The 24196-nt window shown below is 68.1% G+C and carries 20 protein-coding genes; 7 read left to right on the top strand and 13 right to left on the bottom strand.

What is annotated here, in order from left to right; translation table 11 throughout:
• Positions 1–23: 23 nt before the first annotated feature.
• Positions 24–2543, bottom strand: a complete 2520-nt coding sequence (locus tag FHU38_RS21955; RefSeq protein ID WP_167174601.1) for a DEAD/DEAH box helicase — start codon at positions 2541–2543, stop codon at positions 24–26.
• 142 nt (positions 2544–2685) lie between these two features.
• On the opposite strand from FHU38_RS21955, the gene FHU38_RS21960 reads away from it, so the two are divergent.
• Positions 2686–3954: a primosomal protein gene (locus FHU38_RS21960; protein ID WP_167174604.1), complete on the top strand. Its 1269-nt coding sequence runs from the start codon at positions 2686–2688 to the stop codon at positions 3952–3954.
• A gap of 21 nt (positions 3955–3975) precedes the next feature.
• Here the strand turns inward: FHU38_RS21960 and FHU38_RS21965 are convergent, their stop codons facing one another.
• Positions 3976–5082, bottom strand: a complete 1107-nt coding sequence (locus FHU38_RS21965; RefSeq protein WP_167174607.1) for an adenosine deaminase — start codon at positions 5080–5082, stop codon at positions 3976–3978.
• A gap of 231 nt (positions 5083–5313) precedes the next feature.
• Here FHU38_RS21965 and FHU38_RS21970 point away from each other — a divergent pair, with 231 nt between their 5' ends.
• Positions 5314–6372, top strand: coding sequence for a PA containing protein (locus tag FHU38_RS21970; protein WP_167174609.1), 1059 nt, complete (start codon positions 5314–5316; stop codon positions 6370–6372).
• 33 nt (positions 6373–6405) lie between these two features.
• Here the strand turns inward: FHU38_RS21970 and FHU38_RS21975 are convergent, their stop codons facing one another.
• From FHU38_RS21975 to FHU38_RS22000, 6 genes are all read right to left on the bottom strand, one after another.
• A complete protein-coding gene (locus FHU38_RS21975; RefSeq protein ID WP_167174612.1) occupies positions 6406–7716 on the bottom strand; it encodes a thymidine phosphorylase in 1311 nt (436 codons plus the stop codon).
• Positions 7713–8111: a cytidine deaminase gene (locus FHU38_RS21980; RefSeq protein ID WP_167174615.1), complete on the bottom strand. Its 399-nt coding sequence runs from the start codon at positions 8109–8111 to the stop codon at positions 7713–7715. Before FHU38_RS21980 ends, FHU38_RS21975 begins: the two co-directional genes overlap by 4 nt.
• Complete coding sequence (locus FHU38_RS21985) at positions 8112–9380, bottom strand: ABC transporter permease (RefSeq protein ID WP_167174618.1); 1269 nt, start codon at positions 9378–9380, stop codon at positions 8112–8114. It abuts the gene before it with no gap.
• Positions 9364–10470, bottom strand: coding sequence for an ABC transporter permease (locus FHU38_RS21990; protein ID WP_167174621.1), 1107 nt, complete (start codon positions 10468–10470; stop codon positions 9364–9366). Before FHU38_RS21990 ends, FHU38_RS21985 begins: the two co-directional genes overlap by 17 nt.
• Positions 10467–12005 (bottom strand): ABC transporter ATP-binding protein, encoded by a 1539-nt coding sequence (locus FHU38_RS21995; protein WP_167174624.1) that lies wholly within the window; start codon positions 12003–12005, stop codon positions 10467–10469. Before FHU38_RS21995 ends, FHU38_RS21990 begins: the two co-directional genes overlap by 4 nt.
• 93 nt (positions 12006–12098) lie before the next feature.
• Entirely contained in the window at positions 12099–13223 is a 1125-nt protein-coding gene (locus FHU38_RS22000; protein WP_208415778.1) for a BMP family lipoprotein, read from the bottom strand.
• Positions 13224–13662: 439 nt separating this feature from the next.
• Between FHU38_RS22000 and sdhC the strand changes: the two genes are divergently transcribed.
• The 4 genes from sdhC to FHU38_RS22020 are packed head-to-tail and all read left to right on the top strand — an operon-like array spanning position 13663 to position 17132.
• The gene (gene sdhC, locus FHU38_RS22005) at positions 13663–14106 is read left to right on the top strand and encodes a succinate dehydrogenase, cytochrome b556 subunit (protein ID WP_167174627.1); all 444 of its coding nucleotides are present in this window, start codon (positions 13663–13665) and stop codon (positions 14104–14106) included.
• Positions 14106–14531, top strand: coding sequence for a succinate dehydrogenase hydrophobic membrane anchor subunit (locus FHU38_RS22010; protein WP_167174630.1), 426 nt, complete (start codon positions 14106–14108; stop codon positions 14529–14531). The genes sdhC and FHU38_RS22010 overlap by 1 nt, the downstream gene beginning before the upstream one ends.
• 23 nt (positions 14532–14554) lie before the next feature.
• Positions 14555–16351, top strand: coding sequence for a succinate dehydrogenase flavoprotein subunit (gene sdhA / locus FHU38_RS22015; protein WP_167174633.1), 1797 nt, complete (start codon positions 14555–14557; stop codon positions 16349–16351).
• Between the two features lies 1 nt (position 16352).
• Positions 16353–17132 (top strand): succinate dehydrogenase iron-sulfur subunit, encoded by a 780-nt coding sequence (locus tag FHU38_RS22020; protein ID WP_167174636.1) that lies wholly within the window; start codon positions 16353–16355, stop codon positions 17130–17132.
• Between the two features lie 84 nt (positions 17133–17216).
• On the opposite strand, the gene FHU38_RS22025 is transcribed toward FHU38_RS22020, so the two are convergent.
• A complete protein-coding gene (locus tag FHU38_RS22025) occupies positions 17217–17657 on the bottom strand; it encodes a hypothetical protein (RefSeq protein WP_167174639.1) in 441 nt (146 codons plus the stop codon).
• On the bottom strand, positions 17654–17914 hold the full coding sequence (locus FHU38_RS22030) for an SCO4848 family membrane protein (RefSeq protein ID WP_167174642.1): 261 nt from the start codon (positions 17912–17914) through the stop codon (positions 17654–17656). Before FHU38_RS22030 ends, FHU38_RS22025 begins: the two co-directional genes overlap by 4 nt.
• Before the next feature lie 41 nt (positions 17915–17955).
• Here FHU38_RS22030 and FHU38_RS22035 point away from each other — a divergent pair, with 41 nt between their 5' ends.
• Positions 17956–19194, top strand: a complete 1239-nt coding sequence (locus FHU38_RS22035) for a D-alanyl-D-alanine carboxypeptidase family protein (RefSeq protein WP_167174646.1) — start codon at positions 17956–17958, stop codon at positions 19192–19194.
• Between the two features lie 31 nt (positions 19195–19225).
• On the opposite strand, the gene FHU38_RS22040 is transcribed toward FHU38_RS22035, so the two are convergent.
• From FHU38_RS22040 to FHU38_RS22050, 3 genes are read right to left on the bottom strand one after another with little or no spacing between them, the layout of a single operon-like run.
• Positions 19226–20494, bottom strand: coding sequence for an MFS transporter (locus tag FHU38_RS22040; protein ID WP_167174648.1), 1269 nt, complete (start codon positions 20492–20494; stop codon positions 19226–19228).
• Positions 20495–20533: 39 nt separating this feature from the next.
• Positions 20534–21556: an inner membrane protein YhjD gene (gene yhjD, locus FHU38_RS22045; RefSeq protein WP_313886852.1), complete on the bottom strand. Its 1023-nt coding sequence runs from the start codon at positions 21554–21556 to the stop codon at positions 20534–20536.
• Between the two features lie 47 nt (positions 21557–21603).
• On the bottom strand, positions 21604–24153 hold the full coding sequence (locus FHU38_RS22050; protein ID WP_167174651.1) for a bifunctional FO biosynthesis protein CofGH: 2550 nt from the start codon (positions 24151–24153) through the stop codon (positions 21604–21606).
• Between the last annotated feature and the right edge of the window lie 43 nt (positions 24154–24196).

Here is a 24196-nt window from a genome sequence, read left to right on the forward strand (position 1 = left end):
GGCAGGAGCGGGGAACTCGCGGGTCAGAGTTGGTTCACGTCGGTCACGACGATTACGGCGGCACCTGCCGCGTCGCTGGCCTTGAGGTCCACCTCGGCGCTGATGCCCCAGTCGTGGTTTCCTTCCGGGTCGTCGAAGACCTGCCGTACCCGCCACACGTCCTGCTCGGGCTCGACAAGCAGCAGTGCGGGACCCCTGGCATCGGCGCCGGTACCGATCTCGTCGTACTCGGCGTAGTAGTCCACCAAGGCCCGCTCCCAGGCCTGGGCGTCCCAGCCGGACCCCCCGTCCAGCTCGCCGAGCGCGGCGTAGTCCTCCCGCGCCGCGAGTTGCACCCGCCGAAACATCTCGTTGCGTACCAGCACGCGGAAGGCACGCTCGTTGCGGGTCACCGGCGGAGGACCGTCGAGCCGCTCGCCACCCTCGTGCTCCGAGCGTCGCGCTTGCTCGGGGTGGCGCAGCGCCTCCCACTCGTCCAGCAGGCTGGAGTCGACCTGCCGCACCAACTCCCCGAGCCATTCGATCAGGTCCTGCAACGGCTCGGTCTTCGCATCGTCCGGCACCGTGCGCCGCAGCGCGTCGTAGGTCCCCGCGAGATAGCGCAACAGCACGCCTTCCGAGCGCGCCAACCCGTAGAAACCGATGTACTCCACGAAGTTCATGGCGCGCTCGTACATGTCGCGCACCACCGATTTCGGCGACAGCTCGTAGTCGGCGACCCACGGATGGCCCTGCCGGTAGCGCGAGTATGCGGCGTGCAGCAGTTCCTCGAGCGGTTTGGGATAGGTGACGTCCTCGAGCAACTCCATGCGCTCGTTGTACTCGACGCCCTGCGCCTTCAGCTGGGCGATGGCCTCGTTGCGTGCCTTGAACTGCTGCTGGGAAAGCACCTGTTTCGGATCGTCTACAGTGGATTCGACGACCGAGACGACGTCGAGTGCGTAGGACGGCGAGTCGGGGGCGAGCAGTTCGATGGCGGCCAGCGCGAACGGCGAGAGTGGCTGGTTGAGCGCGAAATCGAACTGCAGGTCCACCGTGAGCCGCACGGTGCGACCCTGCTCGTCGGGCTCGTCCAGCCGCTCCACCACACCTGCTGCGAGCAACGCGCGGTAGATCGCGATGGCGCGCAGGATGTGCCTGCGCTGGGCAGGCCGGTCCTCGTGGTTGTCCTCCAGCAGGTGTCGCATGTGGGCGAACGCGTTTCCAGGCCGGGAGATCACGTTCAACAGCATCGAGTGGCTCACGGTGAAGCTGGACCTCAGCGGTTCCGGTTCCGCCGCGACCAACCGCTCGAACGTGCTCTCGGTCCAGTTGACGAAGCCTTCCGGAGCCTTCTTGCGCACGATCTTGCGCTTCTTCTTCGGGTCGTCGCCCGCCTTCTGCAACGCCTTGGCGTTCTCGATGACGTGGTCGGGAGCCTGCACCACCACGTAGCCGTCCGTGTCGTAGCCCGCTCGGCCCGCCCTGCCCGCGATCTGGTGGAACTCGCGCGCCTTGAGGTGGCGCTGCCGGGTTCCGTCGAACTTCGTGAGAGCCGAGAGAACCACCGTGCGGATGGGCACGTTGATGCCGACGCCAAGGGTGTCGGTGCCGCAGATCAGCTTGAGCAGTCCGGCCTGGGCGAGCTGCTCAACCAGCCTGCGGTACTTCGGCAACATCCCCGCGTGGTGCACGCCGATGCCGTGGCGAACCAGCCGCGACAGGGTCTTGCCGAATCCTGCCGAGAACCGGAAGTCGCCTATCGCTTCCGCGATGGCGTCCTTCTCGGCCCGGCTGGCGACGTTGATGCTCATCAGGGCCTGTGCCCGCTCGACGGCGGCGGCCTGGGAGAAGTGCACCACGTAGACCGGAGCCTGCCCGCCGTGCAGCAGCTCGGAGACGGTCTCGTGCATCGGGGTGAGTGCGTAACGGAACGTCAGCGGCACCGGACGCTGCGCGGAGGTGACCACGGCCGTGGACCTGCCGGTTCGGCGGGTCAGATCCTTCTCGAAGAACGAGACGTCGCCCAGCGTGGCCGACATGAGCACGAACTGTGCTCTCGGCAGCTCCAGCAGCGGCACCTGCCAGGCCCAGCCCCGATCCGGTTCGGAGTAGAAGTGGAACTCGTCGGCTACGACCTGACCCACGTCCGCGTCCGCGCCGAACCGCAGTGCGATGTTCGCCAGGATCTCGGCGGTGCAGCAGATGATCGGGGCATCGGCGTTCACGCTGGAGTCCCCGGTCATCATGCCGACGTTGTCGGCGCCGAAGACCTCGACGAGGGAGAAGAACTTCTCCGAGACCAGCGCCTTGATCGGCGCGGTGTAGAAGCTGCGCTTGCCGTGCGCCAGCGCCGCGAAATGCGCGCCGACGGCCACGAGGCTCTTTCCCGAACCGGTGGGGGTGGACAGAATTACGTTGGCCCCGGAGACGACTTCGATCAGCGCCTCTTCCTGCGCGGGGTAGAGTTCGAAGCCACGCTCGAAGGTCCAGGTGGAGAATGCTTCGAAGAGCGTGTCCGGGTCGGGGTCGCCGGGTAGGCGATCGGTCAAGGAGTCAGTCATCGTGGCCTAGATGGTGTCATCCCCGCGCCGGGAAGTGAGGGGTCATCGCGGTGCGGGACCGGAACCCGTAGGCTTCGCCTATCGCGTCCGGTTCCAGCTCCAACATCAGACCGGCACGTGCACAGGTGTTCCGGAGGGCGGAATGGCACAGGATATCATCCCGATCGAACTCGGGCTGCCACAAGGCGATCTGGTGACCCTGTGGGCGCCACGATGGCGGGAGGACGGCGAGGAGTGGGAGGCCTTCCTCGGCGACGAGGACGACCTCTACGCCTTCCCCGACGCCGCGCACCTCGCCGCGTACGTCCGCACCGCGGAGCAGCACGATCTGATCGACCACCCCGCGTGGGAGGCGGTCCCCGCGCTGAACGTGCCCGAGCTGATTCCCGACGACGACCACTCCTACGACCTTGTCGGCGTGCCGGAACTGGTGGCCGAGACGCCCGACTCGTGGACGCTGTCCGAGCTGGCCGAGATCGTGGGCATCGTCCGGTCGCTGGCCGACGTGTGTGAGCTGGATGAAGTCCATGAGGTGCTGGACGGCTGCGAGGCGTTCTCGCTGCTCGACCAGGGTCAACTTCCCTTCACCGGCCGCGAGGGCGGGCGGCTGTGGAACGAGCTGTCCAAGACGGTCTCCGAGAAGTGGGACGTCGTGCTGGACACCATCGACGAGCTGGTGACTGTTCCGGACGTGGACGCGGCGACGCTGGAGGAGACCACGGAGGAACTCGCCGCCTTCCACGAGGAATCCGCGGAGGCCGAGGCCGGAGTCGATTCCGAGGACGAGGACCTCGACACGGTGGACGCCGAGTCCGACGACGAGGAGGACGAGGAAGCGGAGGCCGAAGAGCCGACCGGGCTGTGGGCCGAGGTGGGCATCGACCCCATCAAGATCGTCACCTCGACCGGGGAGTACTACACGCTGCGCTGCTACCTCGACGACGAGCCGATCTTCCTCGGCGCGAACGGCAAGATCGAGGTGTTCGGCTCGGAGAAGGCGCTCGCCCGGGCACTGGCCGACGCCGGTCAACTCGCCGACACCGACCTCGCCGAGGTGTCCACTTGGGACGAGGTACTGACAAGCGCGACCGCTGGCGAGCTCGAGGTCGAGGTCGATCCCGACAACACCTACGTGCTCGCGGGCCTCGACGCCGATATCGCGGAGGGACTGCGGGCGATCGATCCGACCCAGCTGGAGCTGGCCGTGGAGCTGCTGCGTGACGCCGCGGACTGGGCAGACGACGACAGCGTGGCCGAGGCACTCTCGCACTCGGAGAGCCTCGGCTGGCTGGTGTCCTTCGTACTGCGGCCGGACCCGACCCGACTCGCGCCGAGCCCGCCGTTCGACGCCGAGCAGAAGGCCTGGCGTTCGCTCGTGGAGTCCTTCGAGGGCAGGCTGCACGTCAACTGACCGAACCTGCCGCTTTCGTGGCTAGAGCAACGGCTTGCTGACCAAGTCCGAGTACCAGGGTTTGATCACATTGTTGATGATGTCGAGCCGCTGATCGAAGTCGATGAACGCCGACTTCATCGCGTTGATGGTGAACCACTGCACGTCCGCCCAGCTGTAGCCGAACGTCTCCACCAGCGCCGCGAACTCCGACGACAGGGTGCAGCCGCTCATCAGCCGGTTGTCGGTGTTGACCGTGACGCGGAACCGCAACTTGGCGAGCAGCCCTATCGGATGCTCGGCGATCGAGGCGGCGGCACCGGTCTGCACGTTGGACGAGGGGCAGATCTCCAGCGGGATACGCCGGTCACGCACGTAGGCGGCGAGCCTGCCCAGTTCGGTGGCGCCGTCGGGCGAGGTCTTGATGTCGTCCACGATCCTGACCCCGTGCCCGAGCCGCTCCGCCCCACAGTGCTGGATCGCCTCCCAGATCGAGGCGAGCCCGAACGCCTCGCCCGCGTGAATGGTGAAGTGCGCGTTGTTGACCCTGATGTATTCGAAGGCGTCCAGGTTCCTGGTCGGCGGGAATCCCGCTTCCGGCCCCGCGATGTCGAACCCGACAACGCCGGCATCGCGGTAGCGAACCGCCAACTCGGCGATCTCCAGCGCCCTCGCGTGCTGGCGCATCGCACACAGCAGCGAACCGACGTGGATGCGGTGTCCCCGCCGCGCCACACGGCGCTTGCCCTCGGCCAGGCCCGCGAGCACCGCCTCGATCACGGCCTCCAGCTTGAGTCCGCGCTCGACGAACAGTTCGGGCGCGTACCGGACCTCGGCGTAGACGACGCCGTCGGCGGCGAGGTCCTCCACGCATTCCGCGGCCACCCGGGCCAGCGCCTCCTCGGTCTGCATGACGCCGCAGGTGTGAGCGAAGGTCTCCAGGTACGACTCCAGCGAGCCGGAGTCGGCCGCCTGCTGGAACCACCTGCTCAGTTCGGCCACGTCGGTGGTTGGCAGGCCGCGGTAGCCGGTGGACTCCGCCAACTCCAGCACCGTGCGTGGCCGCAGCCCGCCGTCGAGATGGTCGTGCAGCAGGACCTTGGGTGCGCTGCGCAGGGCTTGCAGCGTCGGGACGGTTCGCGTCGACATGACTCGACGGTACCCAGAACCGCCCTCATTCGATCGATCCACCGCAATCACTCGACGGGGAAGGAAGTCTCGACCTCCACTCAACCCTCCGCAGAGAGATCGTCTCGTTATTAGCTCGCCGGAGTTGCACGTCAATGCCAATTAGCCGGGGGCGATACCCTCCGCAGTGGTTCGATCGCTAGGCTGCCCACTACGTCCAGGTCTTTCCCCCGTCGAAGAAGGACAACCGCAGTGACGACTGAAAACCACCTCGCAGCCCCGTCCTTCGACCGCATGCGCAACATGCTCGTGCGCGCGGCCGAGGTCCGAGAGAGCGAACAGCAGCAGATCTTCGACGCGCTCGACGACATCTACGCCCGGCTGGCGCCGGTGGACTCGCTCGGCGCGGTGCGCAAGCGGCTGTCCGAACTGCCGGACCGCACCGAGGTCAGCGTCCTCGCCGAGCGCCTGGACGAGGCCATGTCCAGGCTGGAGGCGCAGGACAACGCGCTGGCCGACCTGGCGAGGGCGGTTGAGTCGATCGTCGACAAGCTGGCCAAGCCGTTCGCCCAACTCGACGGGCGATTGGACGGGGTCGCGGCCCGGTTCGAGGGCGTCGCGGGCCGGATGGACGGGCTTGAGGACAAGCTGGAGAACATCCACCGCAGGCTCGACGAGCTCGGCGGGCACCTCGACAAGCAGGACGACAAGATCGACGGGTTGCCGCTGGCGGTGCACGGCCCCGTGCGCGAGCGCATCGACCTGCTGGAGTCGAACGTCAAGGAACGCGTCGAGCGGCTCGACACCGACAACAAGGAGCGCATCAGCACCACCACCGAGTCGCTGCGCAACGCGCTCACCGAGACCGCCGAGATGGTGGACTCCTCGCAGCGGCTGGACACGCTCGGCGACCGGCTGGAGAAGGTCACCACTCGCCTCGACGAGCTGGCGAGCAGGCTGGACAAGGTCGAGGAGGGCTTCGTGGCCCAGCTCGGCGACCTCGACGGCTCGCTGAAGTCCGGTCTTTCCAAGGTCGAGACCACGCTTTCGAAGCAGCCCGACAATGACTACTTCAGCTCCGTGGTTCGCAGGAGCAACGAGGAGTCCGAGCGTCGCATCGGCGGGCAGTTGGACGAGGCGATGGCGACGTTCGCGGAGCTGATGCTCGGCGGTGGCCCCGCGGCACAGCCGGTCGCGGTGGCCGCACCGGCGCCTCGGCAGCCTCGCCGCCGCAACGGCCGCCAGCAGAAGGGCTCCGAGACCAAGGCCAAGGCAGGCGCCTCAGGCGAAAGCGGCGAGTCCGAGGAGTGATCAGTGGCCGGAAGGGTCGTAACCCTTCCGGCCTCACGGCCGGATCGTTTCCAGCACGATGCCGTCCAGTTCCTCGGCGGTCGCGCGCTCGTCGCGTGTGCCGGTTGTGGTCACCGTGTACGCGCCGTTCAGCGCCTCCAGCGCTGTAGGTACCGCTGCCGGGGTGTCGGTGTGCAGCTCGAACAACGGCTGGTCGGCTTCGACGAACTCGCCGGGTTTGGCCAGGCAGCGGATGCCCGCGCCCGCCTGCACCGGGTCTTCCTTGCGGGCACGGCCCGCGCCCAGCCGCCACGCGGCCACTCCTACGGAGTAGGCGTCCAACCCGGTAACCACTCCGGTTGCCCGCGCGGGCACCACGTGAACGTGGGCGGGCCTCGGCAACGGCGCCTCGGGGTCCCCGCCCTGCGCCCGGATCATGCGGCACCAGGTTTCGTAAGCCTGGCCCGAGGCCAGCACGGGTGCCGGGTCGACGCCGGACAGCCCGGCCGACGCCAGCATCTCCCTCGCCAGTGCCAGCGTCAGTTCGACCACGTCGGGTGGACCACCACCGCGTAGCACGGCAACGGCTTCGGCGACCTCGACCGCGTTGCCGACCGCGGAGCCGAGCGGCACGTTCATGTCGGTGATCAGCGCCGTCGTGGACACCCCGTGCGCTGTGCCGATATCGACAAGCGCCCGCGCCAGTTCCCGCGCACGTTCGCGGGTTTTCATGAACGCGCCCGAGCCCGCCTTGACGTCGAGCACGAGTGCCCGTGACCCCTCAGCGATCTTCTTGCTCATGATCGAGCTGGCGATCAACGGAACGGACTCGACCGTCGCGGTGACGTCCCGCAGGGCATAGAGCAGCCGGTCGGCGGGCGCCAGCGTTGGCGTCGCCGCACAGACCACCGCCCCTACCTCGTCCAGTTGCCTGCCGATCTCGGCCGCCGACAGCTCAGCTCGCCAGCCTGGGATGGCCTCGAGCTTGTCGAGGGTGCCTCCGGTGTGCCCGAGCCCCCGTCCCGACAGTTGCGGCACCGCCGCACCGCAGGTCGCCACGAGCGGAGCCAGTACCAGGGTGATCTTGTCGCCTACGCCGCCCGTGGAATGCTTGTCCACCGTCGGCCGCGCTGTGCGCAGCGACAGCCGCTCACCGGAGTCGATCATGGCGCCGGTCCAGCGGGCGGTCTCATCCTGGTCCATACCGCGCAGGAAGATCGCCATCGCGAGCGCGGCCATCTGCTCCTCGGCGACAACACCGCGGGTGTAGGCATCCACCACCCAGTCGATCTGCTCGCCGGTCAGCCTGCCGCCGTCCCGCTTGGTGCGGATGACGTCGACCGCCGCGAACGGCTCCCCGGTCACGACGGCAGGTCCGTTGGACCGAAAGCCTCGGGCAGCACCTCACTCATCGCACGCGCGCCGAGTGAGGTGTCCACCAGGCACGTGTCGCCGCCCAACTCGAAAACGAGCTGGCGGCAACGTCCGCACGGCATCAGCAGTTCGCCCGTGACGGCGCGGCAGGCCAGCGCCACCAGCCTGCCCCCGCCGGTCAGCTGGGAATGCCCCACCAGGGTCACCTCGGCGCACAGCGAGAGCCCGTAGGAGGCGTTTTCGACGTTGCAGCCGGTGACGACCCTGCCGTCGTCCATCAACGCGGCCGCGCCGACACGCAACCTCGAGTACGGCGCGTAGGCATGGTCGGCCGCCCGCACCGCCTCCGCCCGCAGCCGCTCCCAGTCCACGTGTCCCGGCTTCATCTAGCCACCCTCTCCACGCCGGTACCTCGCTCCGATGGCTTTCGGCGGCCGCAGCCGCTGAGCCGCGACAGCCAGCACGATGATCGTCACGAAGTGCGGCGTGTACGGGATGAGGTCCCTCGGCAGTTCGTCGTTGGCCCAGTACACGTAGTAAAGGGCACCGGCCCCCGCCAGCGCCAGCCCCGCAGCTGCCCAGCGGCGCCGCAGGAGTAGCACCACCGTGAGAACCACCAGCAGGAGCACCACGCCGTAGCACAGCGCGAGCACGGCCTGCCCTCCCCCGGACAGCTGCAAGCCGTCCGAGTAGCCGAACAGCGCCGCGCCACCGAGCAGCCCACCCGGCCGCCAGTTGCCGAAGATCATGGCCGCCAGGCCGATGAAGCCGCGCCCGTTCGTCTGGTTCTCCAGGTAGTCGGCACCCCCTGGAAGCAGCACGAGCGAGGCACCGCCCATCCCCGCGAGCGCGCCGGAGACCACAAGTGCAACGTACTTGTGCAGGTAGACGTTCACTCCGAGGGACTCGGCTGCCACCGGGTTCTCGCCACACGAACGCAGCCGCAACCCGAACCTGGTCCGCCACAGCAGGAAGTAACTCAGCGGCACGAACAGCACCGCGAGCACCGCCAGCGGCGTCACGTCCGTGACAAGGCCCCGCAGCAGCCCCGCCACGTCGGAGATGCCGACGCGTTGGGCATCCTCCAGTCCTGCGAGCCAGTCGGACAGCAACGTGGCCGAGTAGGTGTCGAACTTCGGCACCGGTGGCGACTGTCTGGGGTTGCCCGAGATCGGCTCGAACAGCAGGTTAGCGAGGTACTTCGCGACGCCGAGTCCGAGCAGGTTGATCGCCACACCGGAGACGATGTGGTTGACGTTGAAGCTCACCGTCGCCACGGCGTGCAGCAGCCCGCCGAGGGCACCGAAGACCACCGCGGCGAGCAGCCCTGCCCACACGCCGCCGTGGTAGGCACCCCACGCGGCGCCGAACGTGCCCAGGATCATCATGCCCTCGAGCCCGATGTTGATGACGCCGGAGCGCTCCGCCCACAGCCCGCCGAGCGCGGCGAGCAGGATCGGCAATGCGAGCCGCAACGCGGTCTGCGCCGTGCTGCTGGATGTCAGCGTGTTCATCCCGGTCAGGTACGAGGTGGTGGACAGCACCCCGATCGCGACGGCGGCCCACAACGAACCCCTCGCCCATCCCGGCAACCGGCGATCGGGGGGCGATTCGGAACCCGGGTCAGGGGTTCGCCGGTCAAGTGTCGTGGTCATGCCGCGCCCCCTCGCTCACCGGCGCAGGCGTGCCGCCGAGGCCTGCCTGGCCGACCCTGCGTTGCTGTGCCGCGAGGTCGGCGCGTTTGACGATCTCGTAGGCGACCACGACGGAGAGCACGATGGTGCCCTGCATGATGGTGGCGATCTCCCTCGGCACCTGGATGGCCTCCAGCGACACCGCCGACTTGTCGAGGAACGCCCACAACAGCGCGCCGAACGCGATGCCCACGGCGTGATTGCGGCCGAGCAACGCGACGGCTATGCCGGTGAAGCCGTAGCCCTGGGTCGCGGTGATCGCGTACACGTGGTCGCGACCGAGCAGCTCCGGCATCGCGATCAGCCCGGCGACGCCACCGGAGAGCAGCATCGCGAACACCGTCATCCGCGTGGCGTTCACACCGCCCGCGGCCGCGGCCGTCGGTGACTCACCACTGGCGCGCAACTCGAAGCCGAACCTGGTGCGGGTGAGCATGAACCAGTACCCCACCCCCAGCACGGCGGCGACGACCACCGAACCGAACACGGTGCCCGCCGCGCCGAGCGGTATCCCCGGTATCCAGCCACTGGGGTCGATCTCCTCGGTGCTGACGTTGTTGCCGTGCAGCACCCCGAACTGGTCAGGGCTCACCAGGAACGCCACGATCCCGTAGACGATCGAGTTGAGCATGATCGTCGTGATCACCTCGTGCACGCCGCGAGCGACCTTCAGTATCGCGGGCAGCAAGGCGTACAGCGCACCGGACGCCACCGCGATCACCATGATCGCCAGCGCGTGCAGAACCGGCGGCAGGTGCAGTGCGGCACCGGTCACCGCCGCGACGACGGCCGCGAACCGGTACTGGCCCTCGACACCGATGTTGAACAGGTTCATCTGGAACCCGATCGCCACGGCCAGTCCAGCGAGGTAGTACACGGTCGCCAGGTTGACGGCGTCCACGGCCGTGGTGTCTCGCAGCAGCTGCGAACCCATGGTCGCGAACGCGAGCAACGGGTCCGCCCCGGACACCAGCAACGCCACCGACGACAACACCACGGCGAAGGCGACGGCCAGCGCGGGAGGCAGCAGCGCGATGCGCCAGGAACTCACGCTTCCTCCTCCGCCGTCGCGCCCGTCATCGCCGAACCCAACTCGCCGGGGGTGACCGTGGCAGGATCGGCGGTTTCGACGAGCCTGCCGCGCAGCATGACGCGGATGGTGTCGGAAAGGCCGATCAACTCGTCGAGGTCGGCCGACACCAGCAGCACGGCCAACCCCTGCCTGCGTGCCTTCCTGAGCTGCTCCCAGATCAGTGCCTGCGCCCCGACGTCCACCCCACGGGTCGGGTGTGACGCGATGAGCAGGACCGGATCGTTCGACAGCTCCCTGCCGACCACGAGCTTCTGTTGGTTACCCCCGGAAAGCGCTGCCGCGGCGACCTCCACACTCGGGGCCCGCACGTCGTAGCGCCGCACGATGGCCTCGGTGTCAGCGCGGCTGGCCGCCAGGTCGAGCAACTGACCACTACAGACGGGCCTGCGACTCTGGTAACCGAGAATCCTGTTGCGCCACAACGACTGGCTGAGCAGCAACCCGTGCCGGGTGCGGTCCTCCGCGATGAAGCCGATGCCTGCCTCACGCCTCGCGAGCGTGCCCAGCCCGGTGAGGTCGGTCGCTTCACCGGCGTGGTCGAGCAGTTCCACGATTCCCGCGCTCGCCCGCCGCAACCCCATAATGGTCTCGACCAGTTCGGTCTGCCCGTTGCCTTCTACGCCGGCCACACCGAGCACCTCCCCCGCGTGCACGGTCAACGAGATGTCGTCGAGTACGGCTCGCCGCGACCCCTCCTCCGTCAGCCGCAGCCCCGTTACCCGCAGCACCGGCCGCTCGGTCACTGCCGACTCTCGGGTGTGCGGACTCGGCAACTGCGATCCCACCATCATCTCGGCCAGTTCGCGGGAGGTCACGGCGGCGGGCGCGACCGTGCCCACGGTGGTGCCCGCTCGGATCACCGTGACCCTGTCGGCGATGGCGCGAACCTCGTCGAGCTTGTGGGAGATGAAGATGAACGTGTAGCCCTGCGCGCGCATCTGGCGCACGGTGCGAAACAGCGCGTCGACCTCCTGCGGGACGAGCACGGCGGTGGGCTCGTCCAGGATGATGATGCGCGCACCCCGGTACAGCACCTTGACGATCTCCACGCGCTGCCGGTCGGCGACGCCGAGACGCTCCACGAGCGTGTCCGGCGCTACGCGCAGCCCGGTTTGCCGGGCGAGCGTGTCGAGCGCCGCGGTGGCTGCCCTGCCGATGCCGTACAACCCTTCGGCTCCCAGCAGCACGTTCTCGCGCACGGTGAGGTTGTCGGCGAGCATGAAATGCTGGTGCACCATGCCGATACCCGCCTTGATCGCGTCCTGCGGGTTGCGCAGCCGCACCGGCCTACCCGCCACCGCGATGGTGCCCTCGTCGGGCTGCTGCATGCCGTAGAGGATCTTCATCAGCGTGGACTTGCCCGCGCCGTTCTCCCCGCACACGGCGTGCACCTCGCCCGCGTGCACGGTCAGGCTCACGTCGGAATTGGCGACGACGCCAGGGAATCGCTTCGTTATCCCCGCGAGTTCCACCGCCGGATCGGCTTCGGTCATGTTGTGTGAGGTTCCCCCCGTCGCGATGGCGGAGGGGCCCGTGATCGACCGTCTCAAACGGGCCCCACGAACACGTACCGGTTGGTCGCGCCGCTAATTGGCCACCGTGGTAGCGACCTTGATATCGCCGTCGACGATCTGCTGTTTGTAGGCCCGCAGGATCGGGGCGATGTCGTCGATCTTCCCGCCCGACGTGGCGTAGCCGACCCCTTCCACGGCCAGGTCGAAGCGCTCGGGCAGCGTGGAGAGGTCGTCGCGGGCCACGGACTTGATGTAGTCGTACACCGCGATGTCGACGCGCTTGAGCATCGACGTCGTGATCACGTCCTTGACGTGGGCCACGGTCTTTTGCCGGTACTGGTCGGAGTCGACGCCGATGGCTTGCACCCCCGAGGCCTTCGCCGCCTCGAAAACGCCACGTCCCGAGGCGCCCGCGGCGTGATACAACACGTCGGCACCCCTGTCGATCTGCGACTTGGCGACGACATTTCCCTTACCGGGGTCGTTGAACCCGCTGATGTCTCCCGCGGGGGTCAGGTAGTCGCGCTCGATGGTGACCTTGTCGGACACCGCCCGCGCGCCCTGGACGTAGCCGGCCTCGAACTTCGCGATCAGCGGGGTGTCCACACCGCCGACGAAGCCGATGTGGCAGTTCTCGCTCTTGTAGACCGCCGCCACGCCGACGAGGAACGAGCCCTGTTCCTCGGCGAAGACCAGCGGGGTGACGTTCGGCGCATCGACGGAGTCGTCGTCGACGATGGCGAACCGCGTTCGCGGGTACTTGGGGGCGATCGCCTTGACCGCGTCGGCGTAGGCGAACCCGACGGCGATGATCGGGTCGTAGCCCTGCTGGGCCATCTGGTTGAGTCGCTGCCGCTTCGCGTCCTCCGACTCCTTTCCCTCGGCCGTGCTCTCCGTGGTGTCCTTGACCCCGAGCCGCGATTTGGCCCTGTCGACACCGGCGGCTGCCGCGTCGTTGTAGGAGGCATCGCCCCTGCCTCCTACGTCGTAGGCGAGCCCGACGCGCAGGTCACTGGCGTCGACATCCTCCTGCTCGCGACTGCGGGACTGGCTCGAAGCCACCTTCGGCGGGTCGGCCGCGGTGACGCAGGGGCCCTCGTCCCCTCCCTCTGCGGCGTCTCCACCGGAGTCCTTGGCACAACTGGCCAAGGTCAGCACGCCGGTCATCGCCACGGCCACCAGGGTTGCCCCACGCATTCGACGCACGGTGTCTCTCCCTCCCCGCTGTTCAAGCGGACGAACCCCTACAGCCCGCCCGTGCCGGTAACCGGGCGGGTCGCAGAACCGTACGCCGTGATGTGGCGGCGAACACACAAATGACAACTCGTGTAACCCAAATGTCCGCCGACGAACGTGGGTGTCGCAGCGTCCGAACAATGTCCGACCAATGCCAGACCAATGCCCGACCGGAGCCCGAACACTGATCGACCGGGCGCGCAATACCGAACGACGAGACCTACGCCACGCCGTCGCCGGTGATCGATGTTTGGTCCATCACAGACAACAACCCGAGCTTGAGCCCCCAGGACAGTGCGGGTCTAGCATCCATCCGTATCCACGCTCGACGACTCCGACCTCGGCGAAGCCGCTGGTCCGCCGGGCTCAGTCCATCAGTGACGTTGGAGGCCGTACACCGATGTCCACCACCGCGAGCACCGCCGTCGAGGCGGCGAGTGATCGGGCGGGCGCCTCACGCCGGAGCGGAACGTTCTACCGCGGCGATCCTGGCATGTGGTCCTGGGTGCTGCACCGCATCACCGGCGTGCTCACGTTCTTCTTCCTGTTCGTGCACGTTCTCGACACCGCACTCGTCAGGGTTTCTCCCAACGCCTACGACGAGGTCATCGAGACCTACAAGAGCCCTCTCATCAACCTGCTCGAGGTCGGGTTGGTCGGCGCGGTGCTTTTCCACGCCCTCAACGGCATCAGGGTCATCCTGGTCGACTTCTGGTCGAAGGGACCGAAGTACCAGCGGGTCATGTTGTGGTCGATCCTCGCCGTCTGGGCACTCGTCATGATCCCCGGCACCTATTTCATGCTCGAGCGCACCGTGACCGAGCTGTTCGGAGGCGGCAACTGATGGCTGATTCACTCACGGCGCTCACCCTCGACAAGCCGCGCTCCCCACGCAGGCCCGCGGCTCGTCGCAGCAACTTCGAGCTGTACAGCTGGGTGTTCATGCGCGTTTCCGGCCTGCTGCTGATCGTGCTGGTGCTCGGGCACCTGTTCATCATGAACATCCTTGACGGCGGCGTGCACCGGATCAACTTCGCGTTCGTCGCGGGCCGCTGGTCGTCACCGTTCTGGCAGTTCTGGGACCTGATGATGTTGTGGCTGGCGCAGCTGCACGGCGGCAACGGGCTGCGCACGATCATCGACGACTACGCGCGTAAGGACTCCACCCGTTTCTGGCTGAAGATGGTGCTCTACACGGCGATGGTGCTGATCCTCGTGCTCGGCACGCTGGTGATCTTCACCTTCGACCCCGACATCCCGACCGACTGAACCCACCACCCGGAGTTTGCGACATGCAGTTTCACAAGTACGACGTGGTGATCGTCGGAGCGGGCGGCGCGGGGATGCGTGCCGCCATCGAGGCGGGGCAGCGCGCACGAACCGCCGTGCTGACGAAGCTCTACCCGACGCGTTCGCACACCGGCGCCGCCCAGGGCGGCATGTGTGCCGCACTCGCCAACGTCGAAGAGGACAACTGGGAGTGGCACACCTTCGACACGGTCAAGGGCGGCGACTACCTCACCGACCAGGACGCCGCGGAGATCATGGCCAAGGAGGCCATCGACGCGGTGCTCGACCTGGAAAAGATGGGGTTGCCGTTCAACCGCACTCCCGAGGGCAAGATCGACCAGCGGCGGTTCGGCGGCCACACCCGCGACCACGGTAAGGCCGCGGTGCGCAGGTCCTGTTACGCGGCCGACCGCACCGGTCACATGATCCTGCAGACGCTGTACCAGAACTGCGTCAAGCACGGTATCGAGTTCTTCAACGAGTTCTACGTGCTCGACGTCGTGCTCACCGATACCCCGGACGGGCCGGTGGCCTCCGGCGCGATCGCCTACGAGCTCGCCACCGGCGAGATCCACGTGTTCCAGGCCAAGTCGATCGTGTTCGCCACCGGTGGTTTCGGCAAGGTCTTCAAGACCACCTCCAACGCTCACACCCTCACCGGCGACGGCATGGGCATCTACGCGCGCAAGGGACTGCCGCTGGAGGACATGGAATTCTACCAGTTCCACCCGACGGGGCTGGCCGGGCTCGGCATCCTGCTCACCGAAGGCGCCCGAGGTGAGGGCGCGATCCTGCGCAACGCCTCCGGCGAGCGATTCATGGAGCGCTACGCGCCGACGATCAAGGATCTAGCACCACGCGACATCGTGGCCCGCTCCATGGTGCTGGAGGTGCTCGAAGGCAGGGGCGCCGGCCCGAACAAGGACTACGTCCTACTCGACTGCACCCACCTCGGCGCCGAGGTGCTTGAGTCGAAACTGCCCGACATCACCGAGTTCGCGCGCACCTACCTCGGGGTGGACCCGGTGCATGAACCGGTGCCGGTTTACCCCACGGCGCACTACGCGATGGGCGGAATCCCGACCAACGTGCATGGGGAGGCGTTGCGCGACAACGACAACGTCATCCCCGGCCTGTACGCGGCGGGCGAGGTCGCCTGCGTCTCGGTACACGGCGCCAACCGGCTTGGCACGAACTCGCTGCTGGACATCAACGTCTTCGGGCGAAGGGCCGGAATCGCCGCTGCCGAGTACGCCCAGTGTCGCGAGTTCGTCGAGCTACCGGACAACCCCGCGGCGATGGTCGAGGGCATGGTGAACCACCTGCGCACCGCCAAGGGTGGGGAGCGGGTGGCCGACATCCGCACCGAGTTGCAGCAGACCATGGACGCCAACGCTGCCGTCTACCGCACCGAGGACACCCTCAAACAAGCGCTGCACGACGTGCACGCACTGAAGGAGCGCTACGGCCGCGTTTCGGTGATGGACAAGGGCAAGCGCTACAACACCGACCTGCTCGAGGCGATCGAGCTGGGATTCCTGCTCGATCTGGCCGAGATCCTGGTGAACGCGGCTCTGGCCCGCAAGGAGTCGCGGGGTGGGCATGCCCGCGAGGACTACCCCAATCGGGACGACGTCAACTTCATGCGGCACTCGATGTCGTACAAGATCCTGCCGGACAACGGCAAGGGTGTGGACCCGGGCGCCCCGCTCGGACTCGCCGGGTTCATGGCCGACATCCGGCTGGACTACAAGCCGGTGACCTTCACCCGGTACGAGCCGATGGAGCGGAAGTACTGATATGACTGCCACGGTTTCCGAGGGCACGCACGACACCTCGCAGATTCCCGCGCCCGAGGGCTCGATCACCATCACGGTGAAGATCCTGCGGTTCAATCCCGAGCAGGACACCGAACCGCACTGGGAGTCCTACGACGTCCCGGCTCTGCCCACCGACCGCGTGCTGAACCTGCTGTTCAACATCAAGAACTATGTGGACGGCACGCTGGCGTTCCGGCGCTCGTGCGCACACGGCATCTGCGGGTCGGACGCGATGCAGATCAACGGGATCAACCGGCTCGCCTGCAAGGTGCTGGTGAAGGACCTGCTGGAGAAGAAGGGCAAGCACACCACCGTCACGGTCGCGCCGATCAAGGGCCTGCCGACCATGAAGGACCTCTATGTCGACATGGAGCCGTTCTTCGAGGCCTACCGCGCGGTGAAGCCCTACCTCATCGCGTATGGCAACGAGCCAACGCGCGAGCGGATCCAGTCCCAGGCCGACCGGGAACGGTTCGACGACACCACGAAGTGCATCCTGTGTGCCGCCTGCACGTCGTCGTGCCCGGTGTACTGGTCGGACGGGTCCTACTTCGGTCCCGCGGCGATCGTCAACGCACACCGGTTCATCTTCGACTCCCGCGACGAGGGGTCCGAGGAACGTCTCGACATCCTCAACGACTCCGAAGGGGTGTGGCGTTGCCGCACCACCTTCAACTGCACCGACGCCTGCCCGCGTGGCATCCAGGTCACCAAGGCGATCCAGGAGGTCAAGCGGGCGCTGCTGTTCAAGCGGGTCTGAGTCGCTCCACAAAGCACAGGCACGGCAGGCAGGGGCACGTTCGCCGACGCGGACGTGCCCCTGCCTGTTCGGTGCCAGTACGGGTCAGGCGTTGGCGCAGGCATCGCGGGCGGCTGAAACCGCCTGCTGGAACTGCGGCCCCTCCGCTTTGAACGTGCTCCGGTAGATGTGCAAGGGCTTGCTGATCGCGTCCGCGAGCGGCTGGTAGGACTTGTCGACCTCCGCGGCGGCGGCGGCGAGTTCGGCCGCCGCGCCCCACCTTCGAAGGCTCGCGAAGTCGCCATCGGGTAGCAACGCCGGGGTGCGCTCGAGCGCCGCACACGCGGCGCTGACGTCCGCGGCAGGTCCTTCCGCCGAGCCGCCGGTCACCGACCACGCCAGCCCAACGGCACCGCCGCCGACCAGCAGGCCGAGCGCGAGTGCTGTCGGGAGCAGCCATCGACGGGGCCGGTTGCCGCCGGTGGGCTGGGTGGGCTGCTGGGTGGACTCCGCGGACGAGGGAATCCGCGATTGAGGAGTACTCACGAAAACTCAGACTCCCTTCGACTCGCCGTGGTTCGGGTAGCTCGCCAGCCGCGCCAACCGATGATCCCGATGACGGTGCCGAGCACGAACGAAACCACCGTCAGCGCGGCGTGCACGAAGAAGAACGAGGTGGGCGAGCCGTCGGAATTCCAGGCGTTGTCACTAGCCCACAGGTTGCGGGCGAAGGTGATCCAGATGATCCAGGACCACACCCCGAACGCCAGCAGAAAGAATGAAGTACCGCGAGACATTCGCATGCCTGGCAGTATCCTCGCTCGGCTGTCGATAGCCTGCACGGGTGCGCAGCGCTTCCACCACCAGACTCGCCTTCGTTTCGCTGTCCGCTCTGGTCGCGATCGTCGCGGTGCCCGTGCCCGCGCTCGCGCTGGGACAACCGGCGCAGCCGCCCGCGCCGGTTGTCCAGGAGTGCGCGAACCGGCAACTGCCGCCGCCCCCGGTGGACACCTCCGAGCAGCCACGCCCCGGAGAGTCGTCACCGGCGCCGCTGCCGGTACCCGCGACCCCGGCCGGTGGCGAGCGGATGGCCGAATGCGGGCTCGTCCTGCCCGGCCCGACACCCTCGTCGCCGAGGCAGCTCACTGCCGCGTCCTGGCTAGTACAGGACATGGAGACCGGGGAGGTGCTGGCGGCCAAGGACCCGCACGCCAGGCACAGGCCCGCCTCGCTGATCAAGACGCTGTTGGCGCTCGTGGTGCTCGACGAACTGCCGCCCGACAAGATCGTGGTGGCGAGCCGGGCGGACGCCGAGCAGGAGTGCACCTGTGTAGGCCTCGTCGCGGGCGGGCACTACGAGGTGGAGGTGTTGCTGCGGGCACTGCTGATGCGCTCGGGCAACGACGTGGCGCACGCACTCGCCACCGCCGTCGGCGGGGTGGATGTCGCGGTGAGCAAGATGAACGCACTCGCCGAGCGGCTCGGCGCGAGGGACACCCGCGCGGCGACACCGTCCGGACTCGACGGCCCCGGCATGGTCACCTCGGCCTACGACATGAGTCTCATCTTCGGCCACGCCATGCGGCAACCGCGTTACGCCAAGGCCGTGGCCACGAGGCAACTGATGTTTCCCGGCGGGCCCGGCAAGCCGGACTACCCGGTGTACAACGACAACAACCTGTGGCAGTCCTACCCCGGCTTCCTCGGCGGCAAGACCGGCTTCACCGACGACGCGCGCCACACCTACGCGGGCGCCGCGAGCAGGGAGGGCCGAAGGCTCGCCGTCGTCCTGCTCAGGGCGGAGCAACGGCCCAGCAGAGTGTCGGAGCAGGCCGCGCGGCTGCTCGATTACGGCTTCGCCCTCGCGGCAGCGGGCACAAGGCCCGTGGGGACGCTCCGGCAGGACACACCTGCGACGGCAGGGACCTCGGCGGAGCAGCAGCCTGAGGTTTCCGTCGCCGCCACGAGCGCTCAGGACCCGTTCGGCACAACCGGGTGGATCGTGACGCTGGTGGTCACCGTGCTGGTGATCGTGGGCATGATCACGGCTCACCGGCGGGGGTTGCTGCGCCGCCCGGAATAGCGACGCGGACCAACTCGTGGCGCGGTCGCCGTCAACGCTGCCGCGTGGACTCCGGGCAGCAGTTGTCCGTGGCGACCTCTTGCGCGGTGTGCTCGCCACCGTCGCGCGGTGGCAGGGTCTCCCTCGCCATGAGCCACAGCAGCAGGGCCACCGCCGCGACGCCGCCGGTGAGGCCGAATGCCGCACCGTAGGACCACTGCTCCGCGATCGCGCCCGCGGCAAGCGGCCCCACCACGGCGCCGACGTCGGCGGCCATCTGGAACCCGGCGAGCACGGAGCCGCCGCGTGCCTTGGCCCCTAGCACGTCGGCGACCGCGGCGCTCTGCGAAGGGTTCAGCGCCCCGGAGCCGACGCCCGCGACGAACGAGGCCGCGAGGAACAGCCACGGGTCGCTGGTCATGCCGAGCCCCGCGGTGCCAACACCGAGCAACGCGAGCCCGAACAGTGCGGGCAGCTTACGCCCACGCCGGTCGGCGAAGCGCCCGGCGAGCAGCAGCACGGCGGCGTTGGCCGCGGCGAACACCGCGAGCGCGATGCCGGTGAACGCCTCGTCCTTGGCGAGCACCGCCGTCACGAACAGCGGCATGAGCGACATGCGAACGCCGAACACCGCCCAGCCGTTGGCGAGGTTCGACGCCAGCGCGGCGCGGTAGGTGGGGTGCCGCAGCGCTTGCGGGAACGTCATGGTGGGTGTGGTGTCGTCGGCGGGTCGCGCGGCGAGTTCGGAGCCGCGCAGTTTCCACCACACGAACACCGTCGTGACCACCAGCGCGCTGCCGTAGGCGACGAACGGCGCCCGCAGCGAGACAGTGACCAGGGCACTGCCGATGACCGGGCCCGCGATGCCGCCCAGCAGGAAACTCGTGCCCCACAGGCCGGAGGCCCTGCCTCGCAGGTGGGCGGGCGAGATGCGGATCAGCAGCCCGATGGCGGAGACGGTGAACATCGTGGAGCCGATCCCGCTGGCCGAGCGAAACAGCAGCAACTGCCAGTATTCGGCCGCCAGCGCACACGCCAGCGTGCCGACGGCGACGATCGAAACGCCCCACAGATAGATGGGACGTTCCCCGAACTTGGTCACCAGCCTGCCGCTCGCCGGGGCGAACGCCAGTCGCACGAACGCGAACGCACTCACCACCACGGAGGCCGCGGTAACGCCGACGTCGAAGCTTGCCGCGTAGTTGGGCAGTGCGGGCCCGATCAGCCCGTAACCGATGGCGATCAGAAAGCTCGCCCCAACGAGAATCCAGATCTCGCGTGGCAGCTTGGTCGTCTCCGATGTCGTTACCGTTTCGCTCACCCTCACCCCTGTCGTCACAGGTGAGCATAGGTGAGCGGGTCAGCCGCGCCCGCGCCCGCGCCTGCCCAGCAGCACGCCGATCCCGAGCATGGCCAGCACCGCACCGGGTCCGGCGCCCTTGGTAACACGTACCGTCGGCCGGATCACCGCGGGCGGTGGCGGCTCGATCTCCCGCACCACGTTCTCTCTGGCCGTGGCCGTCCATGCGGTGACGAACAGCACGAAACGCGACACAAGATTGGCGAACACGAGCAGACCGATGATAGGGCCGAAAAGCGCGCCGCTGGGTGTGTCGGAGATCGCGCCGAGATACACCGACCCTGCCTGCTTGAGCAGTTCGAATCCGATGGCCGCCAGCACGGCGCCGCGTACCGCGCTGCGCACCGTGACCCGCTGTCTCGGCAGTCGCGACAGCACCCACAGGAAGACCAGCACGTCGGCGACCAGCGCCAGCACGATGGTCGACAGCCACAGCACGAACCTCGCGAACGCGACGTCCTGCAAGCCCGCGAGGTCGAGCAGATAGTTGCCGACCGTGTTGCCGACGGCGGTCAACCCGAACGAGACGGCCAGGGCCACGCCCAGCCCGCCGAGCGCGATCAGGTCCCGCAGTTTGGTCCGCAGGAACGGCACCCGCCGCTTGCCCTGCCCCCACTGCGCGGTGAGCGCGTCACGAAGGTTGGTCATCCAGCCGAGACCGGAGTAAAAGGCCAGCAGGAGTCCGAAGATCCCCACTCCCGCTCTGGAGTCGAGCGCCGCGTCGACGATGGTGCTGAGGAAGTCGCCGAGCCCTTCCGGCGCCGAGCTAAGGATCGCTTCCCGCAGTTCCCGCAGCGCGGTCTGGTTGCCCGCGAGCACGAAACCCGCGATCGAGAAGCCCACCATCAGCAGCGGAAACAGCGACAGCACCGAGAAGTATGTGATGGCGGCCGCGTAGTGGTTGCCGTAGCGCTCGGCGTAGGTGGTGGCCGCCACGAAGACGTGGTTGAGCCACGGGTACTTCCGGCGCAACCGTGGCAGTGGGTTCCGCGGGGTCACCGTGCCCGCGTCGCGGTCCGTCACGCGCGACGACGCTAGCCACGGGCCGGTCACGCCGCAACGGCGACCGGCTACGAACGGTGAACGAGGTCCGTGCTACCCGACTGGACCCTGCCGTAGGTGGTGGTCCGCTGTGCGCTGGAACGTCCGGCCAGCGTCGCCAGCTCGTCCAGTTGCGCCACGGTGCGTGACGAACCGTGTTCCGAGCCTGCCATCCGGGAGATCGTCTCCTCCATCAGCGTGCCACCGATGTCGTTGGCCCCGCCGCGCAACACCTGGGCCGTGCCCTTGTCGCCGAGCTTGACCCACGAGCACTGCACGTTGTCGATGCGGCCGTGCAACGCCAACCGAGCGAACGCGTGCACCGCCCGGTTGTCGCGAACCGTCGGCCCCGGCCTGGCCACGCCCGCGAGGTAGATCGGGGCGTTGTGGTGCACGAACGGCAGCGCGACGAACTCGGTGAAACCACCGGTCTCGTCGGCGATCGCGGCCAGCACGCGCAGGTGCCCCAACCAGTGCCCCGGGTGGTCGACGTGGCCGTACATCATCGTGCTCGACGACGGGATGCCCAGTTGGTGCGCTGTGGTGACCACGTCGATCCACGTCCGCGCCGGCAGTTTGCCCTTGGTGAGCACCCAGCGCACGTCGTCGTCCAGGATCTCGGCCGCCGTTCCGGGGATGGAACCCAGCCCCGCTTCGCGCAGTTCGGTGAGCCACTCGCGCACGCTGACGCCCGCCTTCGCCGCCGCGGACACGATCTCCATGGGTGAGAAGGCGTGGACGTGCATGTCCGGCACCGCCTTCTTGATCGCGCGCACCACGTCGGCGTAGTAGCCCACCGGCAGCTTCGGATCGATGCCGCCCTGCATGCAGACCTCGGTCGCTCCGGCCTCAGCGGCCTCCACAGCGCGAGCCGCCACCTCGTCGGTGGAGAGCCGGTAGGCGTCGGCGTCCCGCTCGCGCTGCGCGAACGCGCAGAACCGGCAGCCGACATAACAGACGTTGGAAAAGTTGATGTTGCGGTTCACCACGTAGGTGATGTCGTCACCGACCACGCTCGCCCGCAGTTCGTCGGCCAGCCGTGCCATCGTCTCCAGCGCCTCACCGTCAGCGGTGAGCAGCGCCATGGCCGCGGCCTCGTTCTCCTGGCGCAGCAGCGCCGCCGGGTCGTCGGCGGCCAGCCGCAGCCCCTCACGCACGTCGGTGTCGAACCTCGCCACCACCACCTCCGCCCGCTCCCGCAGCAGCTCCCAGTCGCCGTACACGCTGTCGAAGTCGCTGCGCCGGTCGTCGGTTCGACCCTCGGTGTCGATCGCGGTGTGCAGATCGGCACGCCCCGTTGTGTCAAGGCCACCGTCGGGCTCCTGCCACGGCAGGCCACTCGGCCGCGCCTGTTCCCTGCCGAGGCCGTCCGCACCGGCAAGGGCGGTGACATGCGGCTGGATACGCGCGTCGAGCCACCTGTCCTGGTCGAGGACGAACCGAGGGTAGACGGCGAGTCGTTCGCGCATCGCGAAACCCGCCTGCTCGGTGCGCCGCGACAACTCCTCGACGGCGGGCCAGGGTCGCTCCGGGTTGACGTGGTCGCGCGTCACAGGGGAGACGCCGCCCCAGTCGTCGATGCCCGCACGCAGCAGCAAGGCGTGTTCGTCGCCGACGAGATTGGGCGGCGCCTGCACGCTGACCCCGGGCGGCATCAGCAACCTCGCGACGGCCACCGTCGCGGCGAGGTCGGTCAGGTCCGCATCCGCGTGCGAGCGCATGGCGGTGTCGGGCTTGGCGCGGAAGTTCTGGACGATGATTTCCTGGATGTTGCGGTACTGCCTGGCGCGCGCACGAATCGCGTGCAGCGACTCGGCGCGCTCGAAGAGTGTTTCGCCGATCCCGACCAGGATGCCCGTGGTGAACGGGACCCCGACCCGGCCCGCGTCGTCGAGCACCCGCAACCGCACCGCGGGTTCCTTGTCGGGGCTGCCGTAGTGCGGTCCTCCTGGTTCGGACCACAACCGCTGCGCGGTGGTCTCCAGCATCATCCCCATGCTCGGTGCGACGGGCTTGAATCGCTGCAACTCCTCCCAGCTCAGTACGCCGGGGTTGAGGTGAGGCAGCAGCCCGGTCTCCTCGAGCACCGCGACGGCGCACGCCCTCACATAGTCCAGAGTGGACTCATAACCACGCTCGTCGAGCCATTGCCTCGCCTGCGACCAGCGCTCCTCGGGCCGGTCGCCCAGGGTGAAAAGCGCCTCCTTGCAGCCCGCGGCCGCGCCTGCCCTTGCGATGTCGAGCACTTCGTCGCGTTCCAGGTACGGCGAGTCGAGCTTGCCTGGCACCGTGACGAAGGTGCAGTAGTGGCAACGGTCCCGGCACAGCCTGGTCAGCGGGATGAACACGCTGCTGCTGTAGCTGACGACCCCGGGCCTGCCCTGATCGGCGAGGTGCGCGTCGCGCACGCGGCCCGCCGCGTCGAGCAACCGGTCCAGGTCCTCGCCGCGCGCGTGCAGCAGGACGGCCGACTCGGTCACGTCCAGCGCGACCCCGTCCTCGGCGCGACGCAGAGCGCGGCGCAACGCCGCCTGTGACGGCTTCGGGTCGGGCGGGTTGATCGAGACGGGATCAGCCATGCCCAGAGACTAAGGGCCCATGGCTGCACGCGACCATCGCCGC

The organism is Saccharomonospora amisosensis (assembly GCF_011761185.1).
Taxonomy (GTDB): Bacteria; Actinomycetota; Actinomycetes; order Mycobacteriales; family Pseudonocardiaceae; genus Saccharomonospora_A; species Saccharomonospora_A amisosensis.